This is a genomic window from Streptomyces sp. NPDC045778 (assembly GCF_056431945.1).
Map to the genome: position 1 here is coordinate 456021 of NZ_JBWKJZ010000001.1, position 23514 is coordinate 479534.

The following is a 23514-nucleotide window of genomic DNA, read 5'->3' on the forward strand; positions in this document are numbered from 1 at the left end:
CCGCCCCTGTCCGTCGTACGGAAATCGTTCGTCGTACGGAAATCGTTCGTCGTACGGAAATCAGTTGCTCCCCCGCCGCGCCTCCTGCTGCACTGGCTTCGCCCGCAGCCACCTCCATGACCAGGAGACCCCCTGATGCGCCAGACGACGTCCATGTCCCACCAGGAAGGAATCGCCCCCCATCACGAGGACATGACGCCCTGTGCCGTCGCACACCCCTTCACCCACCCTGAACTTGGGAATCCTGGCGCACGTAGACGCCGGTAAGACCAGCCTGACCGAGCGGCTGCTGCACTCCGCCGGTGTCGTCGACGAACTCGGCAGCGTCGACGACGGCAGCACCCTCACCGACTCCCTCGCCCTGGAGCGGCGGCGCGGGATCACCATCAAGTCCGCCGTCGTGTCGTTCGCGCTCGACGACGTCACGGTCAACCTCATCGACACGCCCGGCCACCCCGACTTCATCGCCGAGGTGGAGCGCGTCCTGAGCGTGCTCGACGGCGCGGTGCTGGTGGTGTCGGCCGTCGAAGGCGTGCAGCCGCAGACCCGCGTGCTCATGCGCACGCTGCGCCGGCTCGCCATCCCCACGCTCGTGTTCGTCAACAAGGTCGACCGCCGGGGCGCCGACGGCGAGCGCGTCCTCGCCGAGATCGGCCGAAAACTGACCCCGGGGGCCGTCGCCCTGGGCACGGTCCGCTCCCCCGGCACACGGGGCGCGCGGGCCGTCCCGTACGCCCCCGACGACGCCCGTTTCCTCACCCGACTGGCGGAGTCCCTCGCCGAGCGGGACGACGAGCTGCTCGCCGCGTACGTCGCGGACGACCGCACCGCCCTGTCGTACGCGCGGCTGCGCGCGGCCCTGGCGGAGCAGACGCGGCGGGCCGACACGCATCCGGTGCTCTTCGGCTCGGCCATCACGGGCACCGGGCTCGACGCGCTGACCGACGCCGTCAAGGAACTCCTGCCCCGGGCCGGCGGCAGCCCGCGGGGGCCTCTCGCGGGCACCGTCTTCAAGGTCGAGCGCGGCCTCGCGGGCGAGAAGGTGGCGTACGCGCGGCTGTACTCCGGCACGCTGCGGGTGCGTGACCGGGTGCCGCTCGACGGCCGCGCGGAACCCGGCAAGGTCACCTCCCTCAGCGTCTTCGAGCAGGGCTCCGCCGCGCGCCGCGAGACCGCCGTCGCCGGGCAGATCGCCCGGGTGCGGGGCCTCGGCGACGTACGGATCGGGGATGTGCTCGGCGACGTGCGCGAGGTACCGGAACGGCACGCGCCGCGGCGGCACTTCGCGCCGCCCACCCTCGAAACCGTCGTCGAGCCGCGCCGCCCGGGCGACCGGGGCGCGCTGCACGCCGCGCTCACCCGGCTCGCCGAGCAGGACCCGCTGATCGGCCTGCGCCAGGACCCGCTGCGCCAGGAGATCTCCGTATCGCTGTACGGCGAGGTCCAGAAGGAGGTCATCGAGGCCACGCTGGCCGAGGAGTTCGGCGTCGGCGTCGACTTCCGCGCGACCACGACCCTGTGCGTGGAGCGCGTCGTCGGCACCGGGGCGCACGTCGAGGTCATCGACACGGAACCCAACCCGTTCCTCGCCACGGTGGGGCTGCGCGTGGAGCCCGCGGCGCCCGGGGCCGGGGTGGCGTTCCGCCTCGGCGTCGAGCTGGGCTCGATGCCGTACGCGTTCTTCGCGGCGGTCGAGGAGACCGTGCGGGAGACGCTGCGGCAGGGCGTGCACGGCTGGGAGGTCCCCGACTGCCTCGTCACCATGACCCACTGCGGGTACTGGCCGCGGCAGAGCCACGCGCACGCGGTCTTCGACAAGAGCATGTCGAGCACGGCCGGGGACTTCCGCCTGCTGACGCCCCTCGTCCTCATGGAGGCGCTGCGGGCGGCGGGCACGCGGGTGCACGAGCCGGTGCACCGCTTCCGGCTGACCGTGCCCGCCGAGGTGTTCGGCACCCTGCTGTCCGCGCTCGGGCGCCTGGGCGCGGTGCCGCACGCCCCGGCGGCGCACGGCTCGGCGTACGTGCTCGAAGGCGTGATCCCGGCCGCGCGCGTGCACGAGCTGGAGCGGCTGCTGCCCGGTCTCACGCGCGGCGAGGGCGAGATGGAGTCCGCCTTCGAGCGCTACGAGCCGGTGCGCGGGGCGCCGCCCGCGCGCCCGCGCACGGACCACAATCCGCTGGACCGGAAGGAGTACGTGCAGCGGGTCACGCGGCGGGCCCAGCTGGGCTGAGGCCGTGCGCCCGGGGCGGCCGCGGTCAGCCGGTGGCCTCCCCGGTGACGGCCGCGAGCGTGGAGGCGTCCAGGAGAGCGGCGAGCCGGTCGCGGTCCGCCAGGATGTTGATCTCGACGATCCGGCCGTCGCGGACGGTGAACTCGCCGACGGAGAACGGCTTGCCGTCCACCACCGACATCTGGCCCACCTTGCCGTTGACGAGCACCAGGTGCGTCGAGAGCGCGACCGTGGCGAACGAGCGCGCCCCCGCCACCACGGCCTGCGCCCCCCGCACGAGGCGCGAGAGGCCCGCGACCTCGCCGCCGTCGGCCCGCAGCACCACGTCCGGGTCGAGGAGTTCGAGCAGCGCGTCGAACTCGCCGCCGCGCGCCGCCGCGAGGAACGCCTCGACGACCTCGCGCTGCTTGGCCCGGTCCGGGTCCGGCGCCGGCGCCGCGTCCCGCACCCGGCGGCGGGCGCGGCTGGCCAGCTGCCGGGTCGCGGCCGGGGCCCGCTCCACGATGGGCGCGATGTCCTCGAACGGCACGGCGAACATGTCATGCAGTACGAACGCGAGCCGCTCGGCGGGGCTGAGCGTGTCCAGGACGACGAGCAGGGCGAGCCCCACCGAGTCGGTGAGCAGCGCCTCCTCTTCGGGGTCGGCCGTCTCACGGCGCCCCGGCAACGCGCTGACCCGCGGGTCGGGCACGTAGGTTGCGGGCACGTCGAGCGACTGCTCGCCGCGCTGCTGGCGGGTGCGCAGCAGGTCGAGGCAGACGCGGCCGACGACGGTCGTCAGCCAGCCGCCCAGGTTCCGCACGGCGTCGCTGTCGGCTCGGCTGAGCTTGAGCCAGGTCTCCTGGACGGCGTCCTCGGCCTCGCTCAGGGAGCCCAGCATGCGGTACGCGACCGCCTTCAGGTGGGGCCGGTGCTCCTCGAAGCGCTCCGCCAGGACATCTCTTCCGTCCATCTGTCACATTCCTTCGTCGTGATCCGTCAGAGCAGTGACACACCGAGAACGGCGGTGCGTCACCCGCCGCGCGGCGGCGCCGACCAGAAGATCACGAAGCGGTACGTCCACGGTATCGATCCCCGCGCGAATGTGACATGGACCTGCGTGTGATGTGGAGGACAGACAGATGGCCACGCGTATGCCGACACCGGGCCGAGCGGCCGGCCGAGCGGGCCTGGTGACGGGGCGTCCGCGTGTGGGGGTGGGCGATACGGGGTGGGGGCGCGGAGGCGCTCCGCGGGGCTGCCCGGGGCGCACGGGGGCATACCCCTCGCACCGGCCCTGCACCACCATGCCCTCACACCACCATGCCCTCACACCGCCGCGGCCTCACGCCGTTGCGCCTTCGTGGGGTCGCGCCCTCGTACCATCGCGGCCTCGCGTCGTCGTGGGGTCGCGCCGTCGCGGCCTCACGCCGTTGTGCCTTCGCGGCCTCACGCCGTCGTCCCGTCGTGGGGTCGCGCCCTCGCACCGTCGCAGCCTCGCGCCGTCGCACCGTCGTGAGGCCCTACCCTCGCTGCCTCGCTGCCTCGCTACCTCGCTACCTCATGGCCTCATGGCCTCATGGCCTCATGGCCTCATGGGCGGTGCCCTCGCGCGTCGTGAGGTCACGCGGGCGTGGGGTCACACCCTCGCCGCCTCACGGCCTCGCTGCCTCACGTTCTCGTGGGTCGCGCCCTCGCGCGTCGTGAGATCGCGCGGTCGTGCCATCGTGGCCTCGCGTCGTCGTGGGGGCGCGGCCTCGCGATCTCGCGCCGCCCTGGGGTCGCGCCGTCACACCTTCGTGAGGTCACACCCTGGCCGCCTAGCGGCGTCGCGCCAGCGTGCGGTCGTGCGGTCATGGCCTCACGCCGTCGCGCGGTCGCCCCGTCGTGGCCTGGCACCCTCGCGCTCTCGTGAGGTCGCGCCGACGTGCCGACGTGCCGACGTGCGATCGTGCCCCGCACCGTCGTGAGGTGGTGCGGTCACACCCTCGCGCCCCCGCGCTGTCGTGAGGTCGCGCCGACGTGCGGTCGTGCCCCCACGCCGGCGTGCCGGCGTCCCTTCACCGATCGCGCCCTCGCGCCGCTGCACCGTCGCGCCCTCGCACCGTCGAGAGGTCGCGCCGTGGCGCCGTCGTGCGGTCACACCCTCGCGCCCCTGTGCCGTCGCACCCACGTGGCCTCGTGCCGGCGTGCCCCGGCGGCCTCGCGCCCCTGTGCCGTCGTATCCGCGCGCCTCGCGCTACGTGCCTCGTCAGCCGAGTAGAGGTGCCAGGGCCGCCCGCAGGTCGTCGGGGCCCCGGTACAGCACCCCCTGCATTCCCAGCGCGGTCGCCGCGGCCACGTTCTCCTCGCGGTCGTCCACGAACAGACAGCGCGTGACGGCGGCTCCCACCCGCTCGGCGGCCAGTTCGTAGATGCGGCGGTCGGGCTTGGCCAGACCGAGAGCGGCGCTGCCGACCACGTCGTCCACCAGGGCGGTGAGGCCGAGCCGCGCGAGGTCCTCGTCAAGCCAGGGCGTGGCGTTGGTGACGATCGACACCGGTACGTGGGCGCGGGCGCGGCGCAGCAGGTCGACGACCGTGAGGTCGGCCCAGAACGCCGACTCCGCGAGCACGAGCCCGAGTTCGCGGCCGCGCGCCGCGTCGAGCCCCCGGCGTTCGGCGAGCCCGGCGGCGATCGCCGCCACCCACTCGTCCTTGCCGATCCGTCCGAGCATCAGCGGCAGATCGGTCTCGGGCGCGAAGGCGATCTCGGCGGTGGCCCCCTCGGGCAGCCCGACCGTGCGCTCCAGCTCCGTGAGGCGCGACATGTCGTAGAAGCGGATGACACCGTCGAGGTCGGTGAGGACGGCGTCGAAGGGGCGGGAGCCCGCGGGGTCCGCAGGGCGTATGAGGCCTGCCTGGGCGTCGGTCACCGGATGGGGCCTTCGAGTCGGGTCATGGGCCCATCATGCCCGCGAGGGTGACGGGGGCGAGGCCCTGGGCCGCGCCACCGCCCAGCCTCCGACACCGCCGAAGCCACCCTCAGGCCGGTGCCTGGTGCCTCCCGCCCCGGTGGCACGGCCCTCACCCGCGGCGATGCCGCCCTACTCACGCGTGGCGACGCAGCCCTGGGCCCTGGTCCAAACCCTGCGCCCGGCCCCTCGGCCCTGGAGCCCCGGGCACTCCCGTGCCGCAGTGACACGGCTCTCGCACGCGGCCGTGCTGCCCTACTCACATACGAAGCGCTGCCCTCGGCCGCGGAGCCGACCCGGCACCCGGCCTCGCCAGATCCACGCTCGCCCACAGCGACGCGGCTCACTCCCGGTGCCACCCGTCGCCCCCCGAACCACCCCGCTTACTCACAGCAGCACAGGCCTCGCCCCCAGGGCCGCCGCTCTCGCCCACGACACCTGCGCTCTCGACGCCGGAGCCCCCACCCACAGGGGCACGCCCCGACCACACCGCCCACCCGCAAGCCACCACCACGAGCGCCACCGCCCCGCACTGCCGTGCGCTCAGCTGTTCGCCGAGTGCGGCGAAGCCGACCGCCGCTCCCACCGCGGGGCCGAGCGCCAGCAGCACCCCGAAGGCGCGGACCCCGACGCGGCGCAGGGCGAGCAGGTCCAGCGAGTAAGGGATCAAGGACGACAGGAGCGCGACGAGAAGGCCGGTGCCGAGGACAGCCGGACGCCGGGCGACGGCCGCGCCGTCGGCCACCGCCGCGACCGGCACCAGCAGCAACGCGCCCACGGCCAGCGCCACCGTGAGGCCGGACCAGTCCGCGAAGAGCCGCCCCACCCGCCGGTTGAGCACCACGTACGCGGCTCGGCAGCCCGCGGCGAGCGCGCCCAGCGCAAGCCCCGCGACCGGCAGCGCCCCACCCGGCGCCGCGAGCAGCAGCACCCCCGCGAGAGCGAGGAGCCCCGCGCACAGCTGCGCCACGCTGCGCGAGAGCGCGAGGGCGAGCAGCAGCGGCCCGAGCAGTTCGAGCGTGGCGGCCACGCCGAGCGGCAGCTTGCCGATGGCCTGGAAGTACGCCGTGTTCATCGCGGCGAGCACCACCCCGAGCCCCACGGCGGCCCACCACCGCTCGGCCGTGAACCGCCCGGGCCGAGGCCGCACCACACACCACAGTACGAGCGCCGCGAACCCGAGCCGCATGCCCGCGAGGGCGGTCGGGCTGACGTGCGCGTACGCGGCCTTGGCGACCGCCGCCCCCGCTTGCAGGCTGACCACTTGCGCGAGCACCAGGCCGAGGGCGCCACGCGCGGCGCGAGTGTTCCCCATGCGCCCAGCGTGATGTCATGCCCTTATGCATTTCAACCATTACGGCGGCGAGGCGGCACTGCTCGCCGCAGACCTGGTGAACGCCTACGCGACCACGAGCGACGCGGCCCAGCAGGACGCAGGCCCACAGGGCACGGACCCGGACGCCCCGGACACGGACGCTCCGCGCCCGGACGACCTGCTCGCCGCACACGGCGTGGTGGACCACGCGCTCACCCCCGCACAGCGGCAGGACCTCCACACGTGGGCCCGCCGCCTCGCCGCCTGCTTCGGCCCGCAGGACCTCGCGGAGCGCTGTGCCCGCCTCAACGGGCTCCTCGACGAGGCGTCGAGCCGCCCGTACATCGCCCTGCACGACGGCACTCCGCACTTCCACTACAGCGCGCCCGGCGCCGACCCGGCAGCACACGTGCGCGCCCTGACGGCGGCCGGGCTCGCGTACATCGTGTGTCACGCCGACGCCCGCCGCCTGGGCCGCTGCGCCCGTACGGCCTGCGGCCGCGCCTTCGTGGACACATCCCGCGCGGGCCGCCGCGCGTACTGCTCGGTGCGCTGCGCCAACAACGACGCGGTGGCCAGGCACCGGGCCCGCCGCCCCGCGTGAACGGCCGCTAGGCGAGCGCCCGCCGCACCGTCGCCCGCACCCGCTCCAGGTCGGCGAGGACCGCGTCGTACGCCCCCTTGTGCCGGGATATCTCGTGCCGCTGCTTCTCGGCGGCCACGGCCCACCACACACCGGCCGTGTTGTGCTCGCGCTTGCACTCGATGTCGGCGACGGCGGTGTCCCGCTCGCGGCGCGTGCGCCGGGTCTGCCCGTCGCCGCCGCGCCGCCAGGCCTTGTCCAGGAAGGCCGCCTCCGGGCTCGCGTAGCGTCTGAAGCCCTTGCCCTCGACGCAGTCGGCCCACGTGTCCAGGGCGCGCCGCATGCGCCGGTCCTTGGCGACGGCCTTGTCGAGGGCCGCGCGGCGCTCGGGCACGTACCCACGCATGCGCCCCTCGTCCTTGACGCCGGCGAGCAGCTGACGCTCACCGCGCTCGTAGCAGCCGCCTCTCGGGCCCTTGCCCACCCCGCGCAGCACCTCGTACTCGTCCTGCGTGACCAGGCGACCCTTCGAGAACCGCTGCTCCCAGTACTCCTTCAGGGCGTCGCCCTCCATGCCGTACCCCACGCGCCGGGCGCGGTCGACGTCGAGCGTGCCGGTGAGCGTGGTCGAGACGACTGCCGTGGCGGCCACGTCGGCCATGGTGGTGTCGCGCTCGTGCCAGCGCAGGGGGAAGTCGGCGAAGCCGTACGACTTCATGCAGGCCTGGGTGAGGCGCAAAGTGGCGGCCTCCTGGCGGTCGTAGTCGCGCGAACTGAACTCGTAGCGGTCCAGCGGCAGTTCCGGAAGGTCACGCTCCGAGTCGACCTCGGGCACACCGGACGCAGACGCGCCACCGTCCGGCGAACCGGCCTTGCCCCGGCTGCCGCTCCAAACCCCGCACCCGGCCACTGCCACCACGGCCACCAGCGCGGCAGCCCACAGCTTCCCCCACGTCACCTTCATGCTCGGGACCTTATCGGCGACCACTGACAATCAGCCGTCCGCGCAGGTCAGTTGGGGTCTACGCCCCTAAGGCCCGGACAGCGGCACCACCGCCGAGGCGAGGGGGCCGGCCGGTCGCGCGAAGTCCGGGGCGTCAGGCGCCGGGGTCCGGCTCCGTCTCCACGACGGACTTGGTGTCGGCCTCCGCGGGCCCGGGCCGCTGGGGGCGCTCCTGCTGCTGGCGGGCGCCCCGCCTCCTGCCCTTGTGGCCGCGTCGGCCCCTGCCCTCGGCTTCCTCCTCGGTGACGCACGCGTCACACGCGGCGTTGCGGCACGGGGCCGGTCCCCAGACGGGGACGTACGCCCCGAGCACCTTGCGCCGCTTGATGGCCGTACCGACGAACCCTCCGCAGCTCGGGCAGGTGTGCTCGCCCTCGGGACGGGGGACGGACCGATCTCCATCAGTGCCCATAAATTCAGGATATGGCGATTTATGGGGTCCGCACAGCCTGAGGGTCACCCGTTCGCGGGCTGCCGCGCGTAGTTCCGTACGACGATCCCGTTGCCGAAGACCCGGGACGAGGTCAGCGTGAAGCCGCTGACGGCGGACTCCACGCCCGTGAACATGGGCATGCCGGAGCCGAGCAGCACCGGATACGTCTTGAGCACGAGTTCGTCGATCTCGTCCCGCAGCCGGCCCGCGAGCTGCGCGCCCCCGCACAGCCAGATGTCCAGGTCGCTGTCCTCGGCCTTGAGTTCGCGGACCTTGCCGATGAGGTCGTCGGCGATGACCTGGACGTTCGGGACGGGCGCCGTGCCCAGGCTGCGCGAGGCGACGTACTCGCGCAGGTGCGCGTACGGGCTCGGGATGCCTTCGTCCAGGCCGACCCGGTAGGTGTTCATGCCCTGGATGACGGTGTCGAACCTCCGGTTCGGCACCCCGTCGAAGCCGAGGACGCGGCGCCCGGCGACGGAGATCGTCTCCGGGTACTCCGTCTTGAGGAATTCCAGGAACTCCTCGTCCACGTACGCCATGTAGGAGTTGGCGTCTCCGCTCGGGTCACCGATGAACCCGTCGATCGAGACGGCGACGAAGTAGGTGAGCTTGCGCAAGCGGAACCTCCCCGAGGACGGTGGGTGAGCGCTCACGACCCGGGTCGCGTTCGCCCACCCCCATGAATCACTCTATTTACAGTGCTTCACGTGCAGTGCTTCCTAGGGCTCAGGAGGCTCTTCCGGAGCAGCCTCCTGCGTCCCAAGGCCGGTCGACGTTCCAGCGATTCAGGAGACGTGCGGCTCACGCCACATGGGCCACATCTTTGGCCCGTCAGGGAGGTCGAGTGCCTGCCCCAGGTCGGTGAAGCCGAGACGCAGATACAGCTCACGGCTGCGCGCGCTGCTCGCCTCCAGATACGCGTGCAGGCCGTCGCGGTCACAGCGGTCGAGGACGGAGTTGACGAGCGCCGTGCCGAGCCCCTGCCCCTGCTGGTCGGGCCGTACGGCGATCATGTGCAGATACTCGTGCGGCCGGTCGGTGGGATGGATCTCGGACGTCAACTGTCCGATCACCTCGACCCGTTCGTTGTCGGGGTCGACCGCCTTCCGGAGCTGCGCGGGCCCGTCCTCGGCGTCCTCGTGCCCCGGCCCCGCTGGCACCGACCACCACAGCGCCACCGCCGAGCCGTCCTCGGAGATGTCCACGTACCCCTCGGCGAACGCGAGATCCAGGAAGGCGTTCATCAGCGCGCCGTGTCTGCGCCGCCGACGCTCCTCGTCCGGGAACACCCAACTGCTCACCGGATCCCGGTGGAACGACTCGTCCATGAGCCGGACGATGTCCGCCCGGTCACTTTCGTTCGCTCTCCGTATCGCCACTCCCACGACCCCACCCCTTCACTGTCAACCCCACCCCCCGCACTGCCGGTTGCAGCCTAAGTGATCGCTTCGTACGCAGCGACGGAGCGGTACGGCGTCGGGAGCGCGGCGCCGCCTCCCGAACGCCCGGCGGGCGGAGGCCACCGGCCGCACGAAGCGGCACGGCGGGCCCCCACCCACCGGGCACCCCCCTCGGGCCGGTCGTCAGTGGGAGCGGCGGGTGACGAACTCCGCGAGCGCCAGCAGACCCCCCGCCCGCTCGGGGTCCGGAACCGCGCGGGCCAGCTCCTGCAACGCCCGGGACATCCGGTCGGCGGCCTGTGTCTGCGCCCAGTCCCGCCCTCCGGCACCCTCGACCGCGCGGGCCATCCGCTCCAGGTCGCCCGCCCTCGCCCTACGGCCGTACAGCGCGGCCAGAGCGGCGCCGTCCGGGGTGCCGGAGGCGAGCGCGGCGATCACCGGCAGCGACTTCTTACGGGCCGCGAGGTCCGCCCACACGGGTTTGTCCGTCCGCCCGGGATCCCCCCAGATCCCGATCACGTCATCGATGAGCTGGAAGGCGAGCCCCGCCTGCCTCCCGAACCCGTCGAGGGCGTCGGCGCACTCCGCTCCCGCGCCCGCGTACACGGCGCCGATCGCGCACGCGGAGCCGAGGAGCGCCCCGGTCTTGGCCTCGGCCATGGCGAGGCACTCGGCGAGCGAGGCCTCTCCGGGGGCGCGCCGCTCCAAGGCGCAGTCCGCCTGCTGCCCGGCACACAGCTCCACCACGCAGGCGGCCAGGCGGGCGGCCGCCGCCGCGGCCCCCGGGTGGGGGTCCTCGGCGAGCAGTCGCTGCGCCAGCGCCTGGAGCGCGTCCCCCGCGAGGATCGCGTCGGCGTCGCCGAACACGGCCCACGCGGTGGGCCGGTGCCTGCGGGTGGTGTCCCGGTCCATGACGTCGTCGTGCAGCAGCGTGAAGTTGTGGGTCAGCTCCACGGCCGCCGCCGCTCGGACGGCGGCACGCGGGTCGCCGCCCAGCGCCCGCACGGCGGTCAGGACGAGCGCGGGCCGGATGGCCTTGCCCGTGCTCCCCGCCGCGGGCGTGCCGTCCGCGCGCTCCCAGCCGAAGTGGTAGAGCGCGACGCGGCGCATCGAGCCGGGCAGCGACTCGACGGCGCGGCGCAGCTCCGGGTCGACGCAGTGACGCGCCGCCGCGAGGATGTCCGCCGCCTCGCACCCCTCCGGCGGGCCGGGACCTCTGGGCGTCCGCACGCGCGCCGTCAGGTCCGCGGTGTCCGTCATGGACTCACTCCGGTGTGGCGGCGGACGGCGGCCGGTCCCTGGCTGCCGGGCGCGTACAGAAAGGGCGGGCCCGGCGCCGCTGCAAGGGACACGGGTGGCGGCGCCGGCGCCACGGGCAGGGACGGCGGGTCACCTCCAGCGGCCGATCTCGACGTTCTCCAGGACGCCGAGCGCGTCCGGGACCAGGACGGCCGCCGAGTAGTACGTCGAGACGAGGTAGGAGATGATCGCCTGCTCGCTGATGCCCATGAAGCGCACGGACAGGCTCGGCTCGATCTCGTCCGGGATGCCCGCCTGGTGCAGCCCGATGACGCCCTGCTCGTCCTCGCCCGTACGCATGCAGATGATCGAGGAGGTGCGGGCCTCGGTCACCGGGATCTTGTTGCACGGGAAGATCGGCACGCCGCGCCAGGTGGGGATGCGGTGTCCGGACATGTCGATGGTCTCCGGGACCAGTCCGCGCTTGTTGCACTCGCGGCCGAACGCGGCGATCGCGCGCGGGTGGGCGAGGAACAGCTTCGATCCGCGCCTGCGGCTGAGCAGCTCGTCCAGGTCGTCCGGGCTGGGCACGCCGTCGTGGGGCTGGAGCCGCTGGTCGTACTCGCAGTTGTTGAGCAGGCCGAACTCGCGGTTGTTGATGAGTTCGTGCTCCTGGCGCTCCTTCAGTGCCTCGACCGTGAGGCGCAGTTGCTCCTCGGTCTGGTTCATCGGCTGGTTGTAGAGGTCCGCCACGCGCGTGTGGATGCGCAGGACGGTCTGGGCGACGCTCAGTTCGTACTCGCGCGGCCTTGCCTCGTAGTCCACGTAGGTGCCCGGCAGGACGGCCTCGCCGACGTGGCCCGAGGAGAGGTCGATGGCCGCCTCCCCGTAGTCGTTCGTGCGCTGGGACGGGATCGAACGCAGTCCCTGGAGGTGGGAACGCAGGGAGTCGGAGCGCTCCGCGACCTGCTCCAGGTCCTGGCGCGGGAGCGTGAGGACCGTGCACGCGGTCACCGCGCGGACGGTGTACTCCCAGATGGTCTCGGGGTCGATCAGCGCCTGCTCGCCGAAGTACGCCCCGTCGGCGAAGGTGCCGAGGACCGTGTCGTCGCCGTAGGGGCCGGTGCCGATCTGCTCGACGCGGCCGTGCGCCAGCAGGAACACCTCGTCGGCCTGGCTGCCGAAGGACGCGAGGACCGAGCCGGCCTCGAACTCCCGCTGCTGGCATCGCTGCGCCAGCTCCGCGAGCACCTCCTGGTCCTCGAAGTCCCGCAAGGCCGGCAGCTCGCCGAGCTCGGCCGGGATGACCTCGACGCGGTCCCCGGTCTTGATGAACGTGACACGGCCGTCACCAACCGAGTAACTCGTCCTGCGGTTCACTCGGTACGTGCCGCCTTGCACCTGGACCCAGGGCAGCATCCGCAGCAGCCAGCGCGAGCTGATCTCCTGCATCTGCGGCGCGGACTTGGTGGTGGTGGCCAGATTCCGCGCGGCAGAGGTGCCGAGACTCTGCTGCGGCCTGCCTTCGTCCGTACGGACCTCTTCGCCTACCGACATGGACAATGCCCTCCCGATCATGTACTGGCGTGCTTTCGTCAGCCTTTCAGCACGGTGAGTACGGGCGCCATTACACAAATGAGCGGGAATGGATCGCGGAGGACGGGGCAAGCTGCCGCTTACCAGGCGCGATCCTTCGTACGTTCGTCCAAGGACAGGGGCGGGGGCGCACCTCACCCGTTCGGCTCAGCCCCGGAAGCCGTTCGGATCAGCCCCGGATGTGCCCGCGGCGGCCGCCTGATGCGCTCGGTGGATGAGCACTCCCGAGGGCCAGGCGGGCGCCCCCGCCCCGGAACCGCCGCCACGGCCACCGCTCGCTTCGCCGGGCGAGCGGGAGCCCCTGCGCTGGTCGCGCGCCGCCCCGCGCGCCTTCGCGCCGCCGCCGCGCACAAGGGGCCTAGCCCTCCGCGCGTGGGGCCGCGCACGGGGTGCCGCCCGGCCTCATGGCGTACCTCCTGAGCGTCATCACCGCACACCTGTCGAGGGCCGGACGCGGGAACGGTGGCACGCGTGCGTGCCCTGGCGACGGCCGCACGAGGCACGGCGTGACGGCCTGGATGCCCGTCCGTGGGGCGAATGGGGCACACGATTCAAGCCAACCCGTGGGAGGGACCCTTGACTTCACGCGGAGGCGGTCGGACGGGTTCCGGGGTGTGATGGAGTTCTTGATCGCATCCGCCGCGCCCGGCTCCAAGGTGGAAGGTGCCCAGCTCATGAGCTTGTCCGGTGCTCCGTCGGCCCGTGTCGGCGCCACGGAACGGAGTGCCGCACCGCGGCGCCTCCTCGATTGCGCGGGCCGCGTCCCGGAGCCTGTATACGGCGTCCGCTCCCTGTTCCACTTCAGGGCCGAATTCCAGCCCGAGTACCACCCGATGCACCCGTGCCTCCCCGGTCCCGCGACGCTGCCGAGCGGCACGCGCGCGATCGGCACGGCACATCTGCCGCACCTGTCGGCAGCCCGAGGAGTCCGTCCGCTGCGCAAGCTGGCCGCGTAGGGCGGTGGGAGGGGAACCGCAAGATCCGCGCGCTCGTTGCACCACACACACGCAGTGAGCGCACCAACCGTCAGGAGAAAGCACATGGCAGGCTTCCTGGACCGCGCAAGAGAACAGGTGCAGCAGGGGCTCAACCAAGGCAAGCAGAAGATCGACGAGGTCCAGGCCCAGCGCGCGGGCAACGACCTCCTGAAGCAGCTCGGCGCGGCGTACTACGCGGAGCGCCGCGGCAGCGGCACCCCCGACGCCACACAGCAGGCCCTCTCGGCCCTGGAGGCCCACATCGCGACGCACGGCGACGGCTTCCTGAGGGGCTGATCGTCGTCCGCATCACGCAGCGCCTCCGGAGCTGACCGAATCAGCTCGCACAGTGGCCCGAACAGCCTCCGAACAGGTAGTTCGGGCCTCTGCTGTTCGGTACAAGCTGCGTACGAGGCGGACCGCGACGGGCGGCCGTCGCGTTCCCCGAAGGAGGCGGTCATGGCTACACCCATGTCCGCGAACAGATTCCTGGACGCGCTGCGCGACGAAGGCGTCACCGTCGTCGAGGTCGGCGACTGGCGCACCCACAACCGCAACCACAAGGGCCCCTGGGGCCCGGTGCACGGCGTGATGATCCACCACACGGTCACGTCCGGCGCCGAGAAGACCGTACGGATCTGCCGCGAGGGCTACGAGGGCCTGCCGGGCCCCCTGTGCCACGGCGTCATCACCAAGGACGGCCGTGTCCACCTCATCGGCTACGGCCGTGCCAATCACGCGGGTTTCGGCGACGACGACGTGCTGCGCGCCGTCATCGCCGAGAAGGCCCTGCCGCCGGACAACGAGGCCAACACGGACGGCAACCGCCACTTCTACGGCTTCGAGTGCGAGAACCTCGGCGACGGCGAGGACCCCTGGACCGAAGCCCAGCTGGACGCCGTCGAGCGGGTCTCCGCGGCGGTCTGCCGCCACCACGAGTGGACGGCCCGCTCGGTCATCGGGCACCTGGAGTGGCAGCCCGGAAAGATAGACCCCAAGGGCTTCACGATGGGCGCCATGCGGGCCCGCGTCCACGAGCGGCTGAAGTAACCCCGAAGTGAGGCAGAGGGACAATGGCGGGGTGCCACCCACCCCGCCCGCCCTCGCGCCCCGGCTGCCCACCCCCCTCCAGCCGGTCACCGACCCCCGCTTCACCACGCGGGGCCTCCGCCTCCTCCTCAAGCGCGAGGACCGCATCCACCCGGCCCTGCCGGGCAACAAGTACCGCAAGCTCGCCTTGAACCTGGAGCGGGCGCGGGCGACGGGTCACGACACCCTGCTGACGTTCGGCGGCGCCTACTCCAACCACCTGCGGGCCACGGCCGCCGCGGGCCGTCTGCTCGGCTTCGCCACCGTCGGCGTCGTGCGCGGCGACGAGCTGGCCGGCCGGCCCCTCAATCCGTCACTCGCCCAGTGCGCGGCCGACGGCATGCGGCTGCTCTTCGTCGACAGGTCGACGTACCGCCGCAAGCACGAACCCGCCGTCCTGGCAGCCCTCCAGCGCGAGACCGCCACCCAGGAGGCGTACGTCATCCCCGAGGGCGGCAGCAACGCCCTCGCCGTGCACGGCTGCGCGGCCCTGGGCGCCGAGCTGCGCGGGCACACCGACATCGCGGCCGTGGCCTGCGGCACCGGCGGCACCCTCGCCGGCCTGGCCGCGGGCCTCGCCCCGGGGCAGCGCGCCCTCGGCATACCCGTCCTCAAGGGCGGCTTCCTCGGCGAGGAGATACGGCGGCTCCAGGACGCCGCCCTCGGCTCCCCCACGCCGAACTGGAGCCTCGACGACCGCTTCCACTGCGGCGGCTACGCCCGCGTCACCGACGCCCTCACCGCCTTCGCCGACGACTTCGAGGACCGGCACGGCCTCCCCGTGGAGCGCGTCTACGTGGCGAAGCTCCTGTACGCGCTGACCGCCCTCTCCGAAGAGGGCGCTTTCGCCCCCGGGACCACGGTCACGGCCGTCGTCACCGGCACGCCGCCCGCGCCGGGCCCGGCTCACTCCTCGACCTCCCGATAGGCCGCGGCCTCCTCCAGGTCCAGCTTCCGCAGCAGCGTCCGCAACAGCTCGTCGTCGATGCGCCGCTCGTCCCGCAGCCGCACGAACCCCTCGCGCTCGGCGGCGATGGCCTCGCGCGCCAGCCTGCGGTAGGTGTCGTCCGCGGTCTCGCCCGTCACGGGGTTGGGCTGGCCGAGCCGCTCCCACACGGAGTTGCGGCGCCGCTCCAGAACCGTGCGCAGGCGGTCCTGGAGGGGCCCTGGGAGACTGTTGCGCTCGTCCGCCATCAGTTCGTCGAGACGGGCCTCCGCGGCCTGTGAGGCGGCGTTCTGCGCCTGCGCCTCGGCGAGCGTCTGCGCCCGCGCGTCGGGCCCCGGCAGCCGCAGCACCTTGATCAGCCACGGCAGCGAGAGGCCCTGCACCACGAGGGTGCCGATGACGGTCGTGAAGGTCAGGAAGAGCACCAGGTTGCGGGCGGGGAAGGGCTCGCCGTCGTCCATGACGAGCGGGATGGAGAAAGCGATCGCGAGCGACACGAGGCCCCGCATCCCGGCCCAGCTGACGACCAGCGGCCGCCGCCAGTCCGTCTCACTCTCGCGGTCCCTGATCCGCGGCGACAGGAAGCGCGGCAAGTACGTCGCCGGATACGACCACACGAAGCGCACCACCACGACGAGGACGAAGACCCCCAGGGCGTACCAAACCGCCTGCGCCACGCTGTACTCGCCGAGGTCCCTGAGGACGATCGGCAGCTGGAGTCCGATGAGCGCGAACACCGCCGACTCCAGGAGGAAGCCCACCACCCGCCACACCGCGGCCTCCTGGAGCCGCGTCTCGAAGTCGACCTGCCAGGAGCGGTGCCCCAAGTAGAGGGCCACCACGACCACGGCGAGCACTCCGGAGGCGTGCACCTGCTCCGCGACGGCGTATGCCACGAAGGGGATGAGCAGCGACAGCGTGTTTTGCAGGAGCGCTTCCTTCAGGTGGGTGCGCAGCCAGTGGATCGGCACCATCAGGAGGAGGCCGACACCGACACCGCCGACCGCGGCCACCAGGAACTCCTCGATGCCGCCCGCCCAGCTGGCGCCCTCGCCGACGGCCGCCGCGAGCGCCACCTTGTAGGCGGTGATCGCGGTCGCGTCGTTCACCAGGGACTCGCCCTGGAGGATCGTGGTGATGCGCGAGGGCAGCCCCACGCGCCGCGCGATCGCGGTGGCGGCGACGGCGTCCGGCGGCGCGATCACCGCCCCGAGGACGAGCGCGGCGGTCAGCGGAAGATCGGGGATCAACAGGTACGCGAGCCAGCCGACGACGACCGTTGCGAACAGAACGTAACCAACGGACAGCAGCGCCACAGGCCGCACGTTGGCCCGCAGGTCCAGATACGAGCTCTCCAGAGCAGCCGTGTGCAACAGCGGCGGCAGGACGAGCGGCAGCACGATGTGCGGGTCGAGGTGGTAGTCCGGCACCCCGGGCAGGTAGGCCGCGATCAGTCCGACGCCCACCAGGAGCAGCGGCGCGGGCACCGGGGTGCGGCGCGCCGCACCGGCCACGGCGGCGCTCGCCGCGATCAGTGCCACCAGTGGCAGTACGTCCATGGCAAGGCCCTCCGCCGTCCGCTCGCCCGTCGTAACCTGGCCATCATGAACGAGTGTCCGCACGTCAGCGCGCTGCCCCACCCCGAACCCGAGCCGCTGAGCGAAACCTGCCCGGAGTGCCTCGCGGCCGGCAGCCACCCCGTGCAACTGCGGCTGTGCCTGTCCTGCGGGCACGTGGGGTGCTGCGACTCCTCCCCGTTCCAGCACGCGACGGCGCACTCCAAGGAGACCGGGCATCCCGTCATGCGGAGCTTCGAGCCGGGCGAAAGCTGGCGTTGGTGCTTTGTCGACGGTTCGATCGTCTGAGCCCTGGGTACGTCAACCCGACGCTCCTTCTTTCCAATTGGGCCCGCGAAACCCCTAGCCACTGTCCGTACCCGTAGGCTTACTATGAGTGACAGCAACGGGGCGGGGTCCCCGGGACACGGAACTGAGCAGCGCGGTAGCGTCACCGCTGAAAGACGAGGTGCGTTACCCGAGTGACGCAGTCCGGGCCGCCGGAGAGCGGCCCCGGAGCCCCGAAAGTGCTTGTACCACCTTGGAGGTGAGGGTGTCCCAGATCGCAGGCGAGCCCGGGAATCAGGACTTCGTAGAGGTCCGCCTTCCGGCTGCGGGTGCCTACCTGTCGGTGCTGCGTACGGCCACGGCCGGCCTCGCGGCGCGCTTGGACTTCACCCTGGACGAGATCGAGGACCTCCGCATCGCGGTCGACGAGGCCTGCGCGATCCTGCTCCAGCAGGCCGTGCCCGGCTCCGTGCTCAGCTGCGTCTTCCGGCTCGTCGACGACTCGTTGGAGGTGACCGTGTCGGCACCCACCACCGACGGCCGCGCTCCGGAGCGGGACACCTTCGCATGGACTGTGCTGTCGGCCCTCGCGGGCATGGTCGACTCCTCGGTCGGCGAGGACAAGACCGTTTCGATCAGCCTCTACAAGAAGCGCGGCGCGGGACCCGGGCCGGCGTGAGGAACGGGGACGGGCCGGTGCGGGACGAAGAGCGCGGAACACCCGGCAAGCACGGCACCCACGGCCTGCCCGGCCGCGGCAGGGGCGGCACGCGCCCGGCCGCGGGACGCGGCGGCCCCGCGGAGCCGGCACCTGCCCCCGGAGGCATCCCCGAGCAGCAGGCCAGGCCGCACCCGCAGGACCCGGAGCAGTCGGGTCCGCTGACGGTGGCCGAGAAGACAGCGATGCCGGATGAGGCAGCGCCGACCGCCGAGGACGGGTTCGACGAGCTGTCCGGCCCGGGCGGAGGGCGAAAGGACCAAGTAGGCGCCGCACGCAGGGGGTCCCCCCGGGCGTCCAGCACTGGGGGCAGGGCCCCAGAAGGGCGGCGGCTGGTGACGGGCGGGACGATGAGCGAGCACGAGCAGCACAGCCGGCACGATCCACAGGACCGCAGCGGCGCGCGAGCGAAGTTCGTGGAGCTGCGCGCGCTGAAGGACGGCAGCCCGGAGTACGCGGAGCTGCGCAACCAGCTGGTCCGCATGCACCTGCCGCTCGTGGAGCACCTGGCCCGCCGCTTCCGCAACCGCGGCGAGCCCCTGGACGACCTGACGCAGGTCGCCACGATCGGACTGATCAAGTCCGTGGACCGCTTCGACCCGGACCGCGGCGTGGAGTTCTCGACGTACGCGACACCGACGGTCGTCGGTGAGATCAAGCGCCACTTCCGCGACAAGGGCTGGGCGGTGCGCGTCCCGCGGCGGCTTCAGGAGCTGCGCCTCGCCCTGACGACGGCGACCGCCGAGCTGTCCCAGCTGCACGGCCGCTCCCCCACCGTGCACGAGCTGGCCGAGAAGCTGGCGATCTCCGAGGAGGAGGTCCTGGAGGGCCTGGAGTCGGCCAACGCGTACTCCACGCTGTCCCTGGACGTCCCGGACACGGACGACGAGTCCCCGGCCGTCGCGGACACCCTCGGCGCCGAGGACGAGGCCCTGGAGGGCGTCGAGTACCGCGAGTCCCTCAAGCCGCTCCTGGAGGACCTGCCGCCCCGAGAGAAGCGGATCCTGCTCCTTCGCTTCTTCGGCAACATGACGCAGTCGCAGATCGCCCAGGAGGTCGGCATCTCCCAGATGCACGTCTCCCGGCTGCTCGCCCGGACCCTGGCCCAGCTGCGGGAGAAGCTCCTCGTAGAGGAGTGACCGCCCCCGCGCGCGGGGGCCACGTCTTCTCCGCCCCGGCCCGCTCGGCGGGCCGGCGACTACTTGCCGTCTTCCTGTACGGAAGGGGGCCCTCCGATGCCCAGCGCCTCGGTCGCCGCGGGGTTCACCAGGAGGACGAGCGTGGCGATCGCGATCGCGGCGAGGGCGATACCGCCCGGAATCATCGCGCTGTCCGCCTGGAGCAGCTGCCAGGCCACCGGCAGCGCCATGATCTGCGTGATGATCGCGGGGCCGCGGGCCCACCGGCGCAGCCGCAGCAGGCCGCGCGCGGCGATCAGCGGCAGCAGCGCCAGGACGATCAGCGTGACTCCGCCGGTCGTGGCCTGCCGCGGGTTGTCGGGGTCACCCGCCAGGCCCATCACGAGCATGTACGCACCGCCGACGACGAGGGCGAGGCCCTCCAGCGCGGCGAGCGCCGCGGCGGCCGTCAGGCGCCCGGGACGCGGTCCCGTTTCCGGGGCTTCGGGGGTGGTCTTCGGCTCAGTGCTCACGCATCGAGGGTAGCCGCGGGCGGCGCGGAGCCGGGCACCGTGGGTGAGGCCCGGGCGAGACCTCGGTCTGGGCCGGTCGGAGACCGCTAGGTAGTCTGCTGCGCATGCGTGCTCTCCTCGTGGTCAATCCGGCGGCTACTACCACCAGTGCGCGCACGCGTGACGTACTGATCCACGCCCTGGCGAGCGAGATGAAGCTCGAGGCGGTGACCACGGAGTACCGCGGCCACGCCCGCGACCTCGGCCGTCAGGCCGCGGAGAGCGACGACGTCGAGCTGGTCGTCGCCCTCGGCGGCGACGGCACCGTCAACGAGGTCGTCAACGGTCTGCTGCACAACGGCCCCTCTCCGGAGGACCTGCCCCGGCTTGCCGTCGTCCCCGGGGGGTCCACCAATGTGTTCGCGCGCGCCCTGGGGCTGCCGAACGACGCCGTGGAGGCGACCGGCGCCATCCTGGACGCGCTGCGTGAGGGAAGCGAACGGACGGTGAGCCTCGGCCGGGTCTCCGGCACCCCAGGGACGGACGACGAGGCGGTCCCGCCGCGCTGGTTCACGTTCGCGGCCGGGCTCGGCTTCGACGCGGGGGTGGTCGGCCGCGTCGAACAGCACCGGGAGCGAGGCAAGAAATCGACGCACGCCCTTTACGTGCGCCAGGTGGTACGCCAGTTCCTCGGGGAGAACGACCGCCGGCACGGCGCGATCACCCTGGAGCGGGCGGGCGAGGAGCCGGTGACGGACCTCGTGATGTCCATAGTCTGCAACACCTCTCCCTGGTCCTACCTGGGCAATCGTCCCTTGTACGCCTCTCCGAAGGCGTCGTTCGACACCGGCCTCGACGTGCTCTGCCTGAAGCGTCTTTCGACCGCTTCGGTGGCCCGTTACGGCACCCAGTTGCTGCGCTCGACACCTGACCGGGGCCCGCGCGGGAAGAACGCGGTCTCGCTGCACGACCTGACGGACTTCACCTTGCATTCCAAGGCGCCTTTGCCCCTCCAGATGGACGGTGACCACCTGGGGCTGCGGACGAGCGTGACGTTCACAGGCGTACGCCGCGCACTGCGTGTGATTGTGTGAGTGGAAGGGCCTAAAGTCCTTTCACTCGAACGTTTAGGCCAGGATCCACCCCATGGAAGTACGGCTGTGACCCAGTCGACACTAAGGAATCAAAAAAAACTTTCCGGAAGGGGTTGTATCCGCCGCCGAGGTTTGCGAATCTCTAGGTGGCGATCGGGACGGCCCGCAACACCGGCCTCTACAGACCGCCAGAACCCCTCCTCTCACCACAAGGTCCACACCAGGCAACTGGGAGTCGGCCCTTCCCGCGCGGAGGGATTCGTGAAAGCGTTCACATTCACAAGCACCCTGCATGTAAGACCCAAGGAGAGGTAGCAGCCATGGACTGGCGTCACAACGCCGTTTGCCGCGAGGAAGACCCCGAGCTGTTCTTCCCCATCGGCAACACCGGTCCTGCGCTGCTGCAGATCGAGGAAGCCAAGGCCGTCTGCCGTCGCTGCCCTGTCATTGAGCAGTGCCTGCAGTGGGCGCTCGAGTCCGGCCAGGACTCCGGCGTCTGGGGTGGCCTCAGCGAGGACGAGCGCCGCGCGATGAAGCGCCGCGCCGCCCGCAATCGGGCGCGCCAGGCCAGCGCCTGACGCCCACGCCCCACGAGCCTGAGCCCGGCGGCGCGTACAGCGCGTACGCAACCCCCGCCCCCGAGCCGCAGCCGCGCAGTACCCCCGGTGCGCATCGCAACGTGAACGAGAAGCCCCGGACCGACACGGTCCGGGGCTTCTCGCTGTGTGGGCTGCCTGCGGCGGGCGCCGCCGTCACTTGTCGGCGCGTACCGGGATGTCGAGGACGACCCGCGTACCCCGCTCCGGGGCGCGGACCATGTCGAACGTGCCGCCCAGCTCGCCCTCGACGAGCGTGCGGACGATTTGCAGGCCCAGGTTGCCCGCGCGATGCGGATCGAATCCTTCCGGCAGGCCGACGCCGTCGTCCTGGACAGTGATCAGGAGGCGGACCTCCTTGGAGGTGCCGCCGCGCAGGGCGGACACCTCGACGGTGCCGGTGTCGCCCTCGCGGAAACCGTGCTCCAGGGCGTTCTGCAGGATCTCGGTGAGGACCATCGACAGCGGAGTGGCGACCTCGGCGTCGAGGATGCCGAAGCGGCCCGTGCGGCGGCCCGTCACCTTGCCGGGCGAGATCTCCGCGACCATCGCGAGGACGCGGTCGGCGATGTCGTCGAACTCCACGCGCTCGTCCAGGTTCTGCGACAGCGTCTCGTGGACGATGGCGATGGAACCCACCCGGCGGACCGCCTCTTCGAGCGCCTCGCGGCCCGAGACGGAGTCGATGCGGCGCGCCTGGAGGCGCAGCAGGGCCGCGACCGTCTGAAGGTTGTTCTTCACCCGGTGGTGGATTTCCCGGATGGTGGCGTCCTTGGTGATCAACTCGCGCTCACGACGGCGCAGTTCCGTGACATCGCGCAGGAGTACGAGCGAACCGATGCGCGGGCCCTTGGGCTTGAGCGGGATGGCGCGCAGCTGGATCACGCCGTCGCCGCCCTCGATCTCGAACTCGCGGGGCGCCCAGCCGCTGGCGAGCTTGATCAGCGCCTCGTCCACCGGCCCGCGGGACGGGGCGAGTTCGGCGGTCGCCTTGCCGAGGTGGTGGCCCACGAGGTCGGCGGCGAGGCCGAGGCGGTGGTACGCGGACAGGGCGTTCGGTGACGCGTACTGCACGATGCCGTCCGCGTCGAGGCGGATCAGGCCGTCCCCCACACGCGGGGAGGCGTCCATGTCGACCTGCTGGTCGGGGAACGGGAAGGAGCCCGCCGCGATCATCTGCGCCAGGTCGGACGCCGACTGGAGGTAGGTCAGCTCCAGGCGCGAAGGGGTGCGCACTGTGAGGAGATTGGTGTTGCGGGCGATGACGCCGAGGACGCGCCCTTCCCTGCGTACGGGGATGGACTCGACCCGCACGGGGACTTCCTCGCGCCACTCCGGGTCGCCCTCGCGCACGATGCGGCCCTCGTCGAGGGCGGCGTCCAGGAGGGGGCGGCGACCGCGCGGGACGAGGTGGCCGACCATGTCGTCCTGGTACGAGGTGGGGCCGGTGTTGGGCCGCATCTGCGCCACGGAGACATAGCGGGTGCCGTCGCGCGTGGGGACCCACAGGACGAGGTCGGCGAAGGACAGGTCGGAGAGCAGCTGCCACTCCGAGACCAGCAGGTGCAGCCACTCGAGGTCGGAGTCGCCGAGGGCTGTGTGCTGACGTACGAGGTCGTTCATGGAGGGCACGTGTGCGAGCGTACCTGGCGGTCCGGGCGTGGCCCGAGGTCCGCTCCCCCGCGCGCGGGCGGCCTGGCGCACCGACGGGCCGCGGCGCCAGGGCGGGACCCTCAACCCGTCCCCAACACCGCAGCCCTGTGGTGCATCGGCAGCCGCACTGTGCGGTACCGGCCGCCGATTCGGGAGAAGCCGACGCGGTCAGGGCAGAGAGCGCCGGATCCTCGGGTCCGCTCTCCTGTGCGGGGAGGGCGGAGCTTGTC

General features: G+C 72.3%; 23 protein-coding genes. 11 read left to right on the plus strand and 12 right to left on the minus strand.

Annotation, left to right across the window (positions count from 1 at the left end):
• Positions 1 to 229 precede the first annotated feature (229 nt).
• Positions 230 to 2233, plus strand: a complete 2004-nt coding sequence (locus AC07GB_RS02000; RefSeq protein WP_478841412.1) for a GTP-binding protein — start codon at positions 230 to 232, stop codon at positions 2231 to 2233.
• A gap of 25 nt (positions 2234 to 2258) precedes the next feature.
• Here AC07GB_RS02000 and AC07GB_RS02005 read toward each other — a convergent pair whose 3' ends face one another.
• From AC07GB_RS02005 to AC07GB_RS02015, 3 genes are all read right to left on the minus strand, one after another.
• On the minus strand, positions 2259 to 3185 hold the full coding sequence (locus tag AC07GB_RS02005; RefSeq protein ID WP_478841274.1) for a sigma-70 family RNA polymerase sigma factor: 927 nt from the start codon (positions 3183 to 3185) through the stop codon (positions 2259 to 2261).
• 1278 nt (positions 3186 to 4463) lie between these two features.
• On the minus strand, positions 4464 to 5126 hold the full coding sequence (locus AC07GB_RS02010) for an HAD-IA family hydrolase (protein WP_478841275.1): 663 nt from the start codon (positions 5124 to 5126) through the stop codon (positions 4464 to 4466).
• A gap of 382 nt (positions 5127 to 5508) precedes the next feature.
• Positions 5509 to 6480, minus strand: coding sequence for an EamA family transporter (locus AC07GB_RS02015; RefSeq protein ID WP_478841276.1), 972 nt, complete (start codon positions 6478 to 6480; stop codon positions 5509 to 5511).
• Between the two features lie 25 nt (positions 6481 to 6505).
• Between AC07GB_RS02015 and AC07GB_RS02020 the strand changes: the two genes are divergently transcribed.
• Positions 6506 to 7084: a CGNR zinc finger domain-containing protein gene (locus tag AC07GB_RS02020; RefSeq protein WP_478841277.1), complete on the plus strand. Its 579-nt coding sequence runs from the start codon at positions 6506 to 6508 to the stop codon at positions 7082 to 7084.
• 7 nt (positions 7085 to 7091) lie between these two features.
• On the opposite strand, the gene AC07GB_RS02025 is transcribed toward AC07GB_RS02020, so the two are convergent.
• The 6 genes from AC07GB_RS02025 to AC07GB_RS02050 form a co-directional block, all read right to left on the minus strand.
• Positions 7092 to 8027 carry a hypothetical protein gene (locus AC07GB_RS02025; RefSeq protein WP_478841278.1) on the minus strand — a complete coding sequence of 312 codons (936 nt, stop codon included), beginning with the start codon at positions 8025 to 8027 and terminating at the stop codon, positions 7092 to 7094.
• A 133-nt stretch (positions 8028 to 8160) separates the two neighbouring features.
• Positions 8161 to 8478 carry a hypothetical protein gene (locus tag AC07GB_RS02030; RefSeq protein ID WP_478841279.1) on the minus strand — a complete coding sequence of 106 codons (318 nt, stop codon included), beginning with the start codon at positions 8476 to 8478 and terminating at the stop codon, positions 8161 to 8163.
• Between the two features lie 44 nt (positions 8479 to 8522).
• The gene (locus AC07GB_RS02035) at positions 8523 to 9119 is read right to left on the minus strand and encodes a dihydrofolate reductase family protein (RefSeq protein ID WP_478841280.1); all 597 of its coding nucleotides are present in this window, start codon (positions 9117 to 9119) and stop codon (positions 8523 to 8525) included.
• 168 nt (positions 9120 to 9287) lie between these two features.
• On the minus strand, positions 9288 to 9887 hold the full coding sequence (locus tag AC07GB_RS02040) for a GNAT family N-acetyltransferase (protein ID WP_478841281.1): 600 nt from the start codon (positions 9885 to 9887) through the stop codon (positions 9288 to 9290).
• Positions 9888 to 10085: 198 nt separating this feature from the next.
• Positions 10086 to 11162: a family 2 encapsulin nanocompartment cargo protein polyprenyl transferase gene (locus AC07GB_RS02045; protein ID WP_478841282.1), complete on the minus strand. Its 1077-nt coding sequence runs from the start codon at positions 11160 to 11162 to the stop codon at positions 10086 to 10088.
• Positions 11163 to 11291: 129 nt separating this feature from the next.
• A complete protein-coding gene (locus AC07GB_RS02050) occupies positions 11292 to 12698 on the minus strand; it encodes a family 2B encapsulin nanocompartment shell protein (RefSeq protein WP_478841283.1) in 1407 nt (468 codons plus the stop codon).
• Positions 12699 to 13255: 557 nt separating this feature from the next.
• Between AC07GB_RS02050 and AC07GB_RS02055 the strand changes: the two genes are divergently transcribed.
• The 4 genes from AC07GB_RS02055 (at position 13256) to AC07GB_RS02070 (ending at position 15731) form a co-directional block, all read left to right on the plus strand.
• Positions 13256 to 13693: a phosphatidylglycerol lysyltransferase domain-containing protein gene (locus AC07GB_RS02055; protein ID WP_478841413.1), complete on the plus strand. Its 438-nt coding sequence runs from the start codon at positions 13256 to 13258 to the stop codon at positions 13691 to 13693.
• Between the two features lie 84 nt (positions 13694 to 13777).
• On the plus strand, positions 13778 to 14011 hold the full coding sequence (locus AC07GB_RS02060) for a hypothetical protein (protein WP_478841284.1): 234 nt from the start codon (positions 13778 to 13780) through the stop codon (positions 14009 to 14011).
• 162 nt (positions 14012 to 14173) lie between these two features.
• The gene (locus AC07GB_RS02065; protein WP_478841285.1) at positions 14174 to 14764 is read left to right on the plus strand and encodes an N-acetylmuramoyl-L-alanine amidase; all 591 of its coding nucleotides are present in this window, start codon (positions 14174 to 14176) and stop codon (positions 14762 to 14764) included.
• A gap of 31 nt (positions 14765 to 14795) precedes the next feature.
• Positions 14796 to 15731, plus strand: coding sequence for a 1-aminocyclopropane-1-carboxylate deaminase/D-cysteine desulfhydrase (locus AC07GB_RS02070; protein WP_478841286.1), 936 nt, complete (start codon positions 14796 to 14798; stop codon positions 15729 to 15731).
• Here AC07GB_RS02070 and AC07GB_RS02075 read toward each other — a convergent pair.
• Complete coding sequence (locus AC07GB_RS02075) at positions 15710 to 17308, minus strand: Na+/H+ antiporter (protein ID WP_478841287.1); 1599 nt, start codon at positions 17306 to 17308, stop codon at positions 15710 to 15712. The two genes, AC07GB_RS02070 and AC07GB_RS02075, sit on opposite strands and share 22 nt — an antisense overlap.
• Positions 17309 to 17353: 45 nt before the next feature.
• Between AC07GB_RS02075 and AC07GB_RS02080 the strand changes: the two genes are divergently transcribed.
• From AC07GB_RS02080 to AC07GB_RS02090, 3 genes are all read left to right on the plus strand, one after another.
• The gene (locus tag AC07GB_RS02080) at positions 17354 to 17614 is read left to right on the plus strand and encodes a UBP-type zinc finger domain-containing protein (RefSeq protein WP_478841288.1); all 261 of its coding nucleotides are present in this window, start codon (positions 17354 to 17356) and stop codon (positions 17612 to 17614) included.
• 244 nt (positions 17615 to 17858) lie between these two features.
• Positions 17859 to 18272 carry an ATP-binding protein gene (locus AC07GB_RS02085; RefSeq protein WP_478841289.1) on the plus strand — a complete coding sequence of 138 codons (414 nt, stop codon included), beginning with the start codon at positions 17859 to 17861 and terminating at the stop codon, positions 18270 to 18272.
• Positions 18269 to 19450, plus strand: a complete 1182-nt coding sequence (locus tag AC07GB_RS02090) for an RNA polymerase sigma factor SigF (RefSeq protein ID WP_478841290.1) — start codon at positions 18269 to 18271, stop codon at positions 19448 to 19450. Before AC07GB_RS02085 ends, AC07GB_RS02090 begins: the two co-directional genes overlap by 4 nt.
• A 59-nt stretch (positions 19451 to 19509) precedes the next feature.
• Here the strand turns inward: AC07GB_RS02090 and AC07GB_RS02095 are convergent, their stop codons facing one another.
• Positions 19510 to 19962, minus strand: a complete 453-nt coding sequence (locus AC07GB_RS02095; protein ID WP_478841291.1) for a hypothetical protein — start codon at positions 19960 to 19962, stop codon at positions 19510 to 19512.
• A gap of 104 nt (positions 19963 to 20066) precedes the next feature.
• On the opposite strand from AC07GB_RS02095, the gene AC07GB_RS02100 reads away from it, so the two are divergent.
• Positions 20067 to 21035, plus strand: a complete 969-nt coding sequence (locus AC07GB_RS02100; RefSeq protein WP_478841292.1) for a diacylglycerol/lipid kinase family protein — start codon at positions 20067 to 20069, stop codon at positions 21033 to 21035.
• A 320-nt stretch (positions 21036 to 21355) separates the two neighbouring features.
• Positions 21356 to 21613 carry a WhiB family transcriptional regulator gene (locus AC07GB_RS02105; RefSeq protein ID WP_003992873.1) on the plus strand — a complete coding sequence of 86 codons (258 nt, stop codon included), beginning with the start codon at positions 21356 to 21358 and terminating at the stop codon, positions 21611 to 21613.
• A 174-nt stretch (positions 21614 to 21787) separates the two neighbouring features.
• Here the strand turns inward: AC07GB_RS02105 and AC07GB_RS02110 are convergent, their stop codons facing one another.
• Positions 21788 to 23254 (minus strand): sensor histidine kinase, encoded by a 1467-nt coding sequence (locus tag AC07GB_RS02110; RefSeq protein WP_478841414.1) that lies wholly within the window; start codon positions 23252 to 23254, stop codon positions 21788 to 21790.
• Positions 23255 to 23514: the final 260 nt, after the last annotated feature.

Coding starts and splice junctions, on each gene's coding strand:
- AC07GB_RS02080 (WP_478841288.1), top strand. CDS start 17,354: ATGAACGAGTGTCCGCACGTCAGCGCGCTGCCCCACCCCGAACCCGAG.
- AC07GB_RS02110 (WP_478841414.1), bottom strand. CDS start 23,254: ATGAACGACCTCGTACGTCAGCACACAGCCCTCGGCGACTCCGACCTC.
- AC07GB_RS02030 (WP_478841279.1), bottom strand. CDS start 8,478: ATGGGCACTGATGGAGATCGGTCCGTCCCCCGTCCCGAGGGCGAGCAC.
- AC07GB_RS02055 (WP_478841413.1), top strand. CDS start 13,256: ATGCCCGTCCGTGGGGCGAATGGGGCACACGATTCAAGCCAACCCGTG.
- AC07GB_RS02005 (WP_478841274.1), bottom strand. CDS start 3,185: ATGGACGGAAGAGATGTCCTGGCGGAGCGCTTCGAGGAGCACCGGCCC.
- AC07GB_RS02050 (WP_478841283.1), bottom strand. CDS start 12,698: ATGTCGGTAGGCGAAGAGGTCCGTACGGACGAAGGCAGGCCGCAGCAG.
- AC07GB_RS02015 (WP_478841276.1), bottom strand. CDS start 6,480: ATGGGGAACACTCGCGCCGCGCGTGGCGCCCTCGGCCTGGTGCTCGCG.
- AC07GB_RS02105 (WP_003992873.1), top strand. CDS start 21,356: ATGGACTGGCGTCACAACGCCGTTTGCCGCGAGGAAGACCCCGAGCTG.
- AC07GB_RS02045 (WP_478841282.1), bottom strand. CDS start 11,162: ATGACGGACACCGCGGACCTGACGGCGCGCGTGCGGACGCCCAGAGGT.
- AC07GB_RS02020 (WP_478841277.1), top strand. CDS start 6,506: ATGCATTTCAACCATTACGGCGGCGAGGCGGCACTGCTCGCCGCAGAC.
- AC07GB_RS02075 (WP_478841287.1), bottom strand. CDS start 17,308: ATGGACGTACTGCCACTGGTGGCACTGATCGCGGCGAGCGCCGCCGTG.
- AC07GB_RS02100 (WP_478841292.1), top strand. CDS start 20,067: ATGCGTGCTCTCCTCGTGGTCAATCCGGCGGCTACTACCACCAGTGCG.
- AC07GB_RS02065 (WP_478841285.1), top strand. CDS start 14,174: ATGGCTACACCCATGTCCGCGAACAGATTCCTGGACGCGCTGCGCGAC.
- AC07GB_RS02025 (WP_478841278.1), bottom strand. CDS start 8,027: ATGAAGGTGACGTGGGGGAAGCTGTGGGCTGCCGCGCTGGTGGCCGTG.
- AC07GB_RS02060 (WP_478841284.1), top strand. CDS start 13,778: ATGGCAGGCTTCCTGGACCGCGCAAGAGAACAGGTGCAGCAGGGGCTC.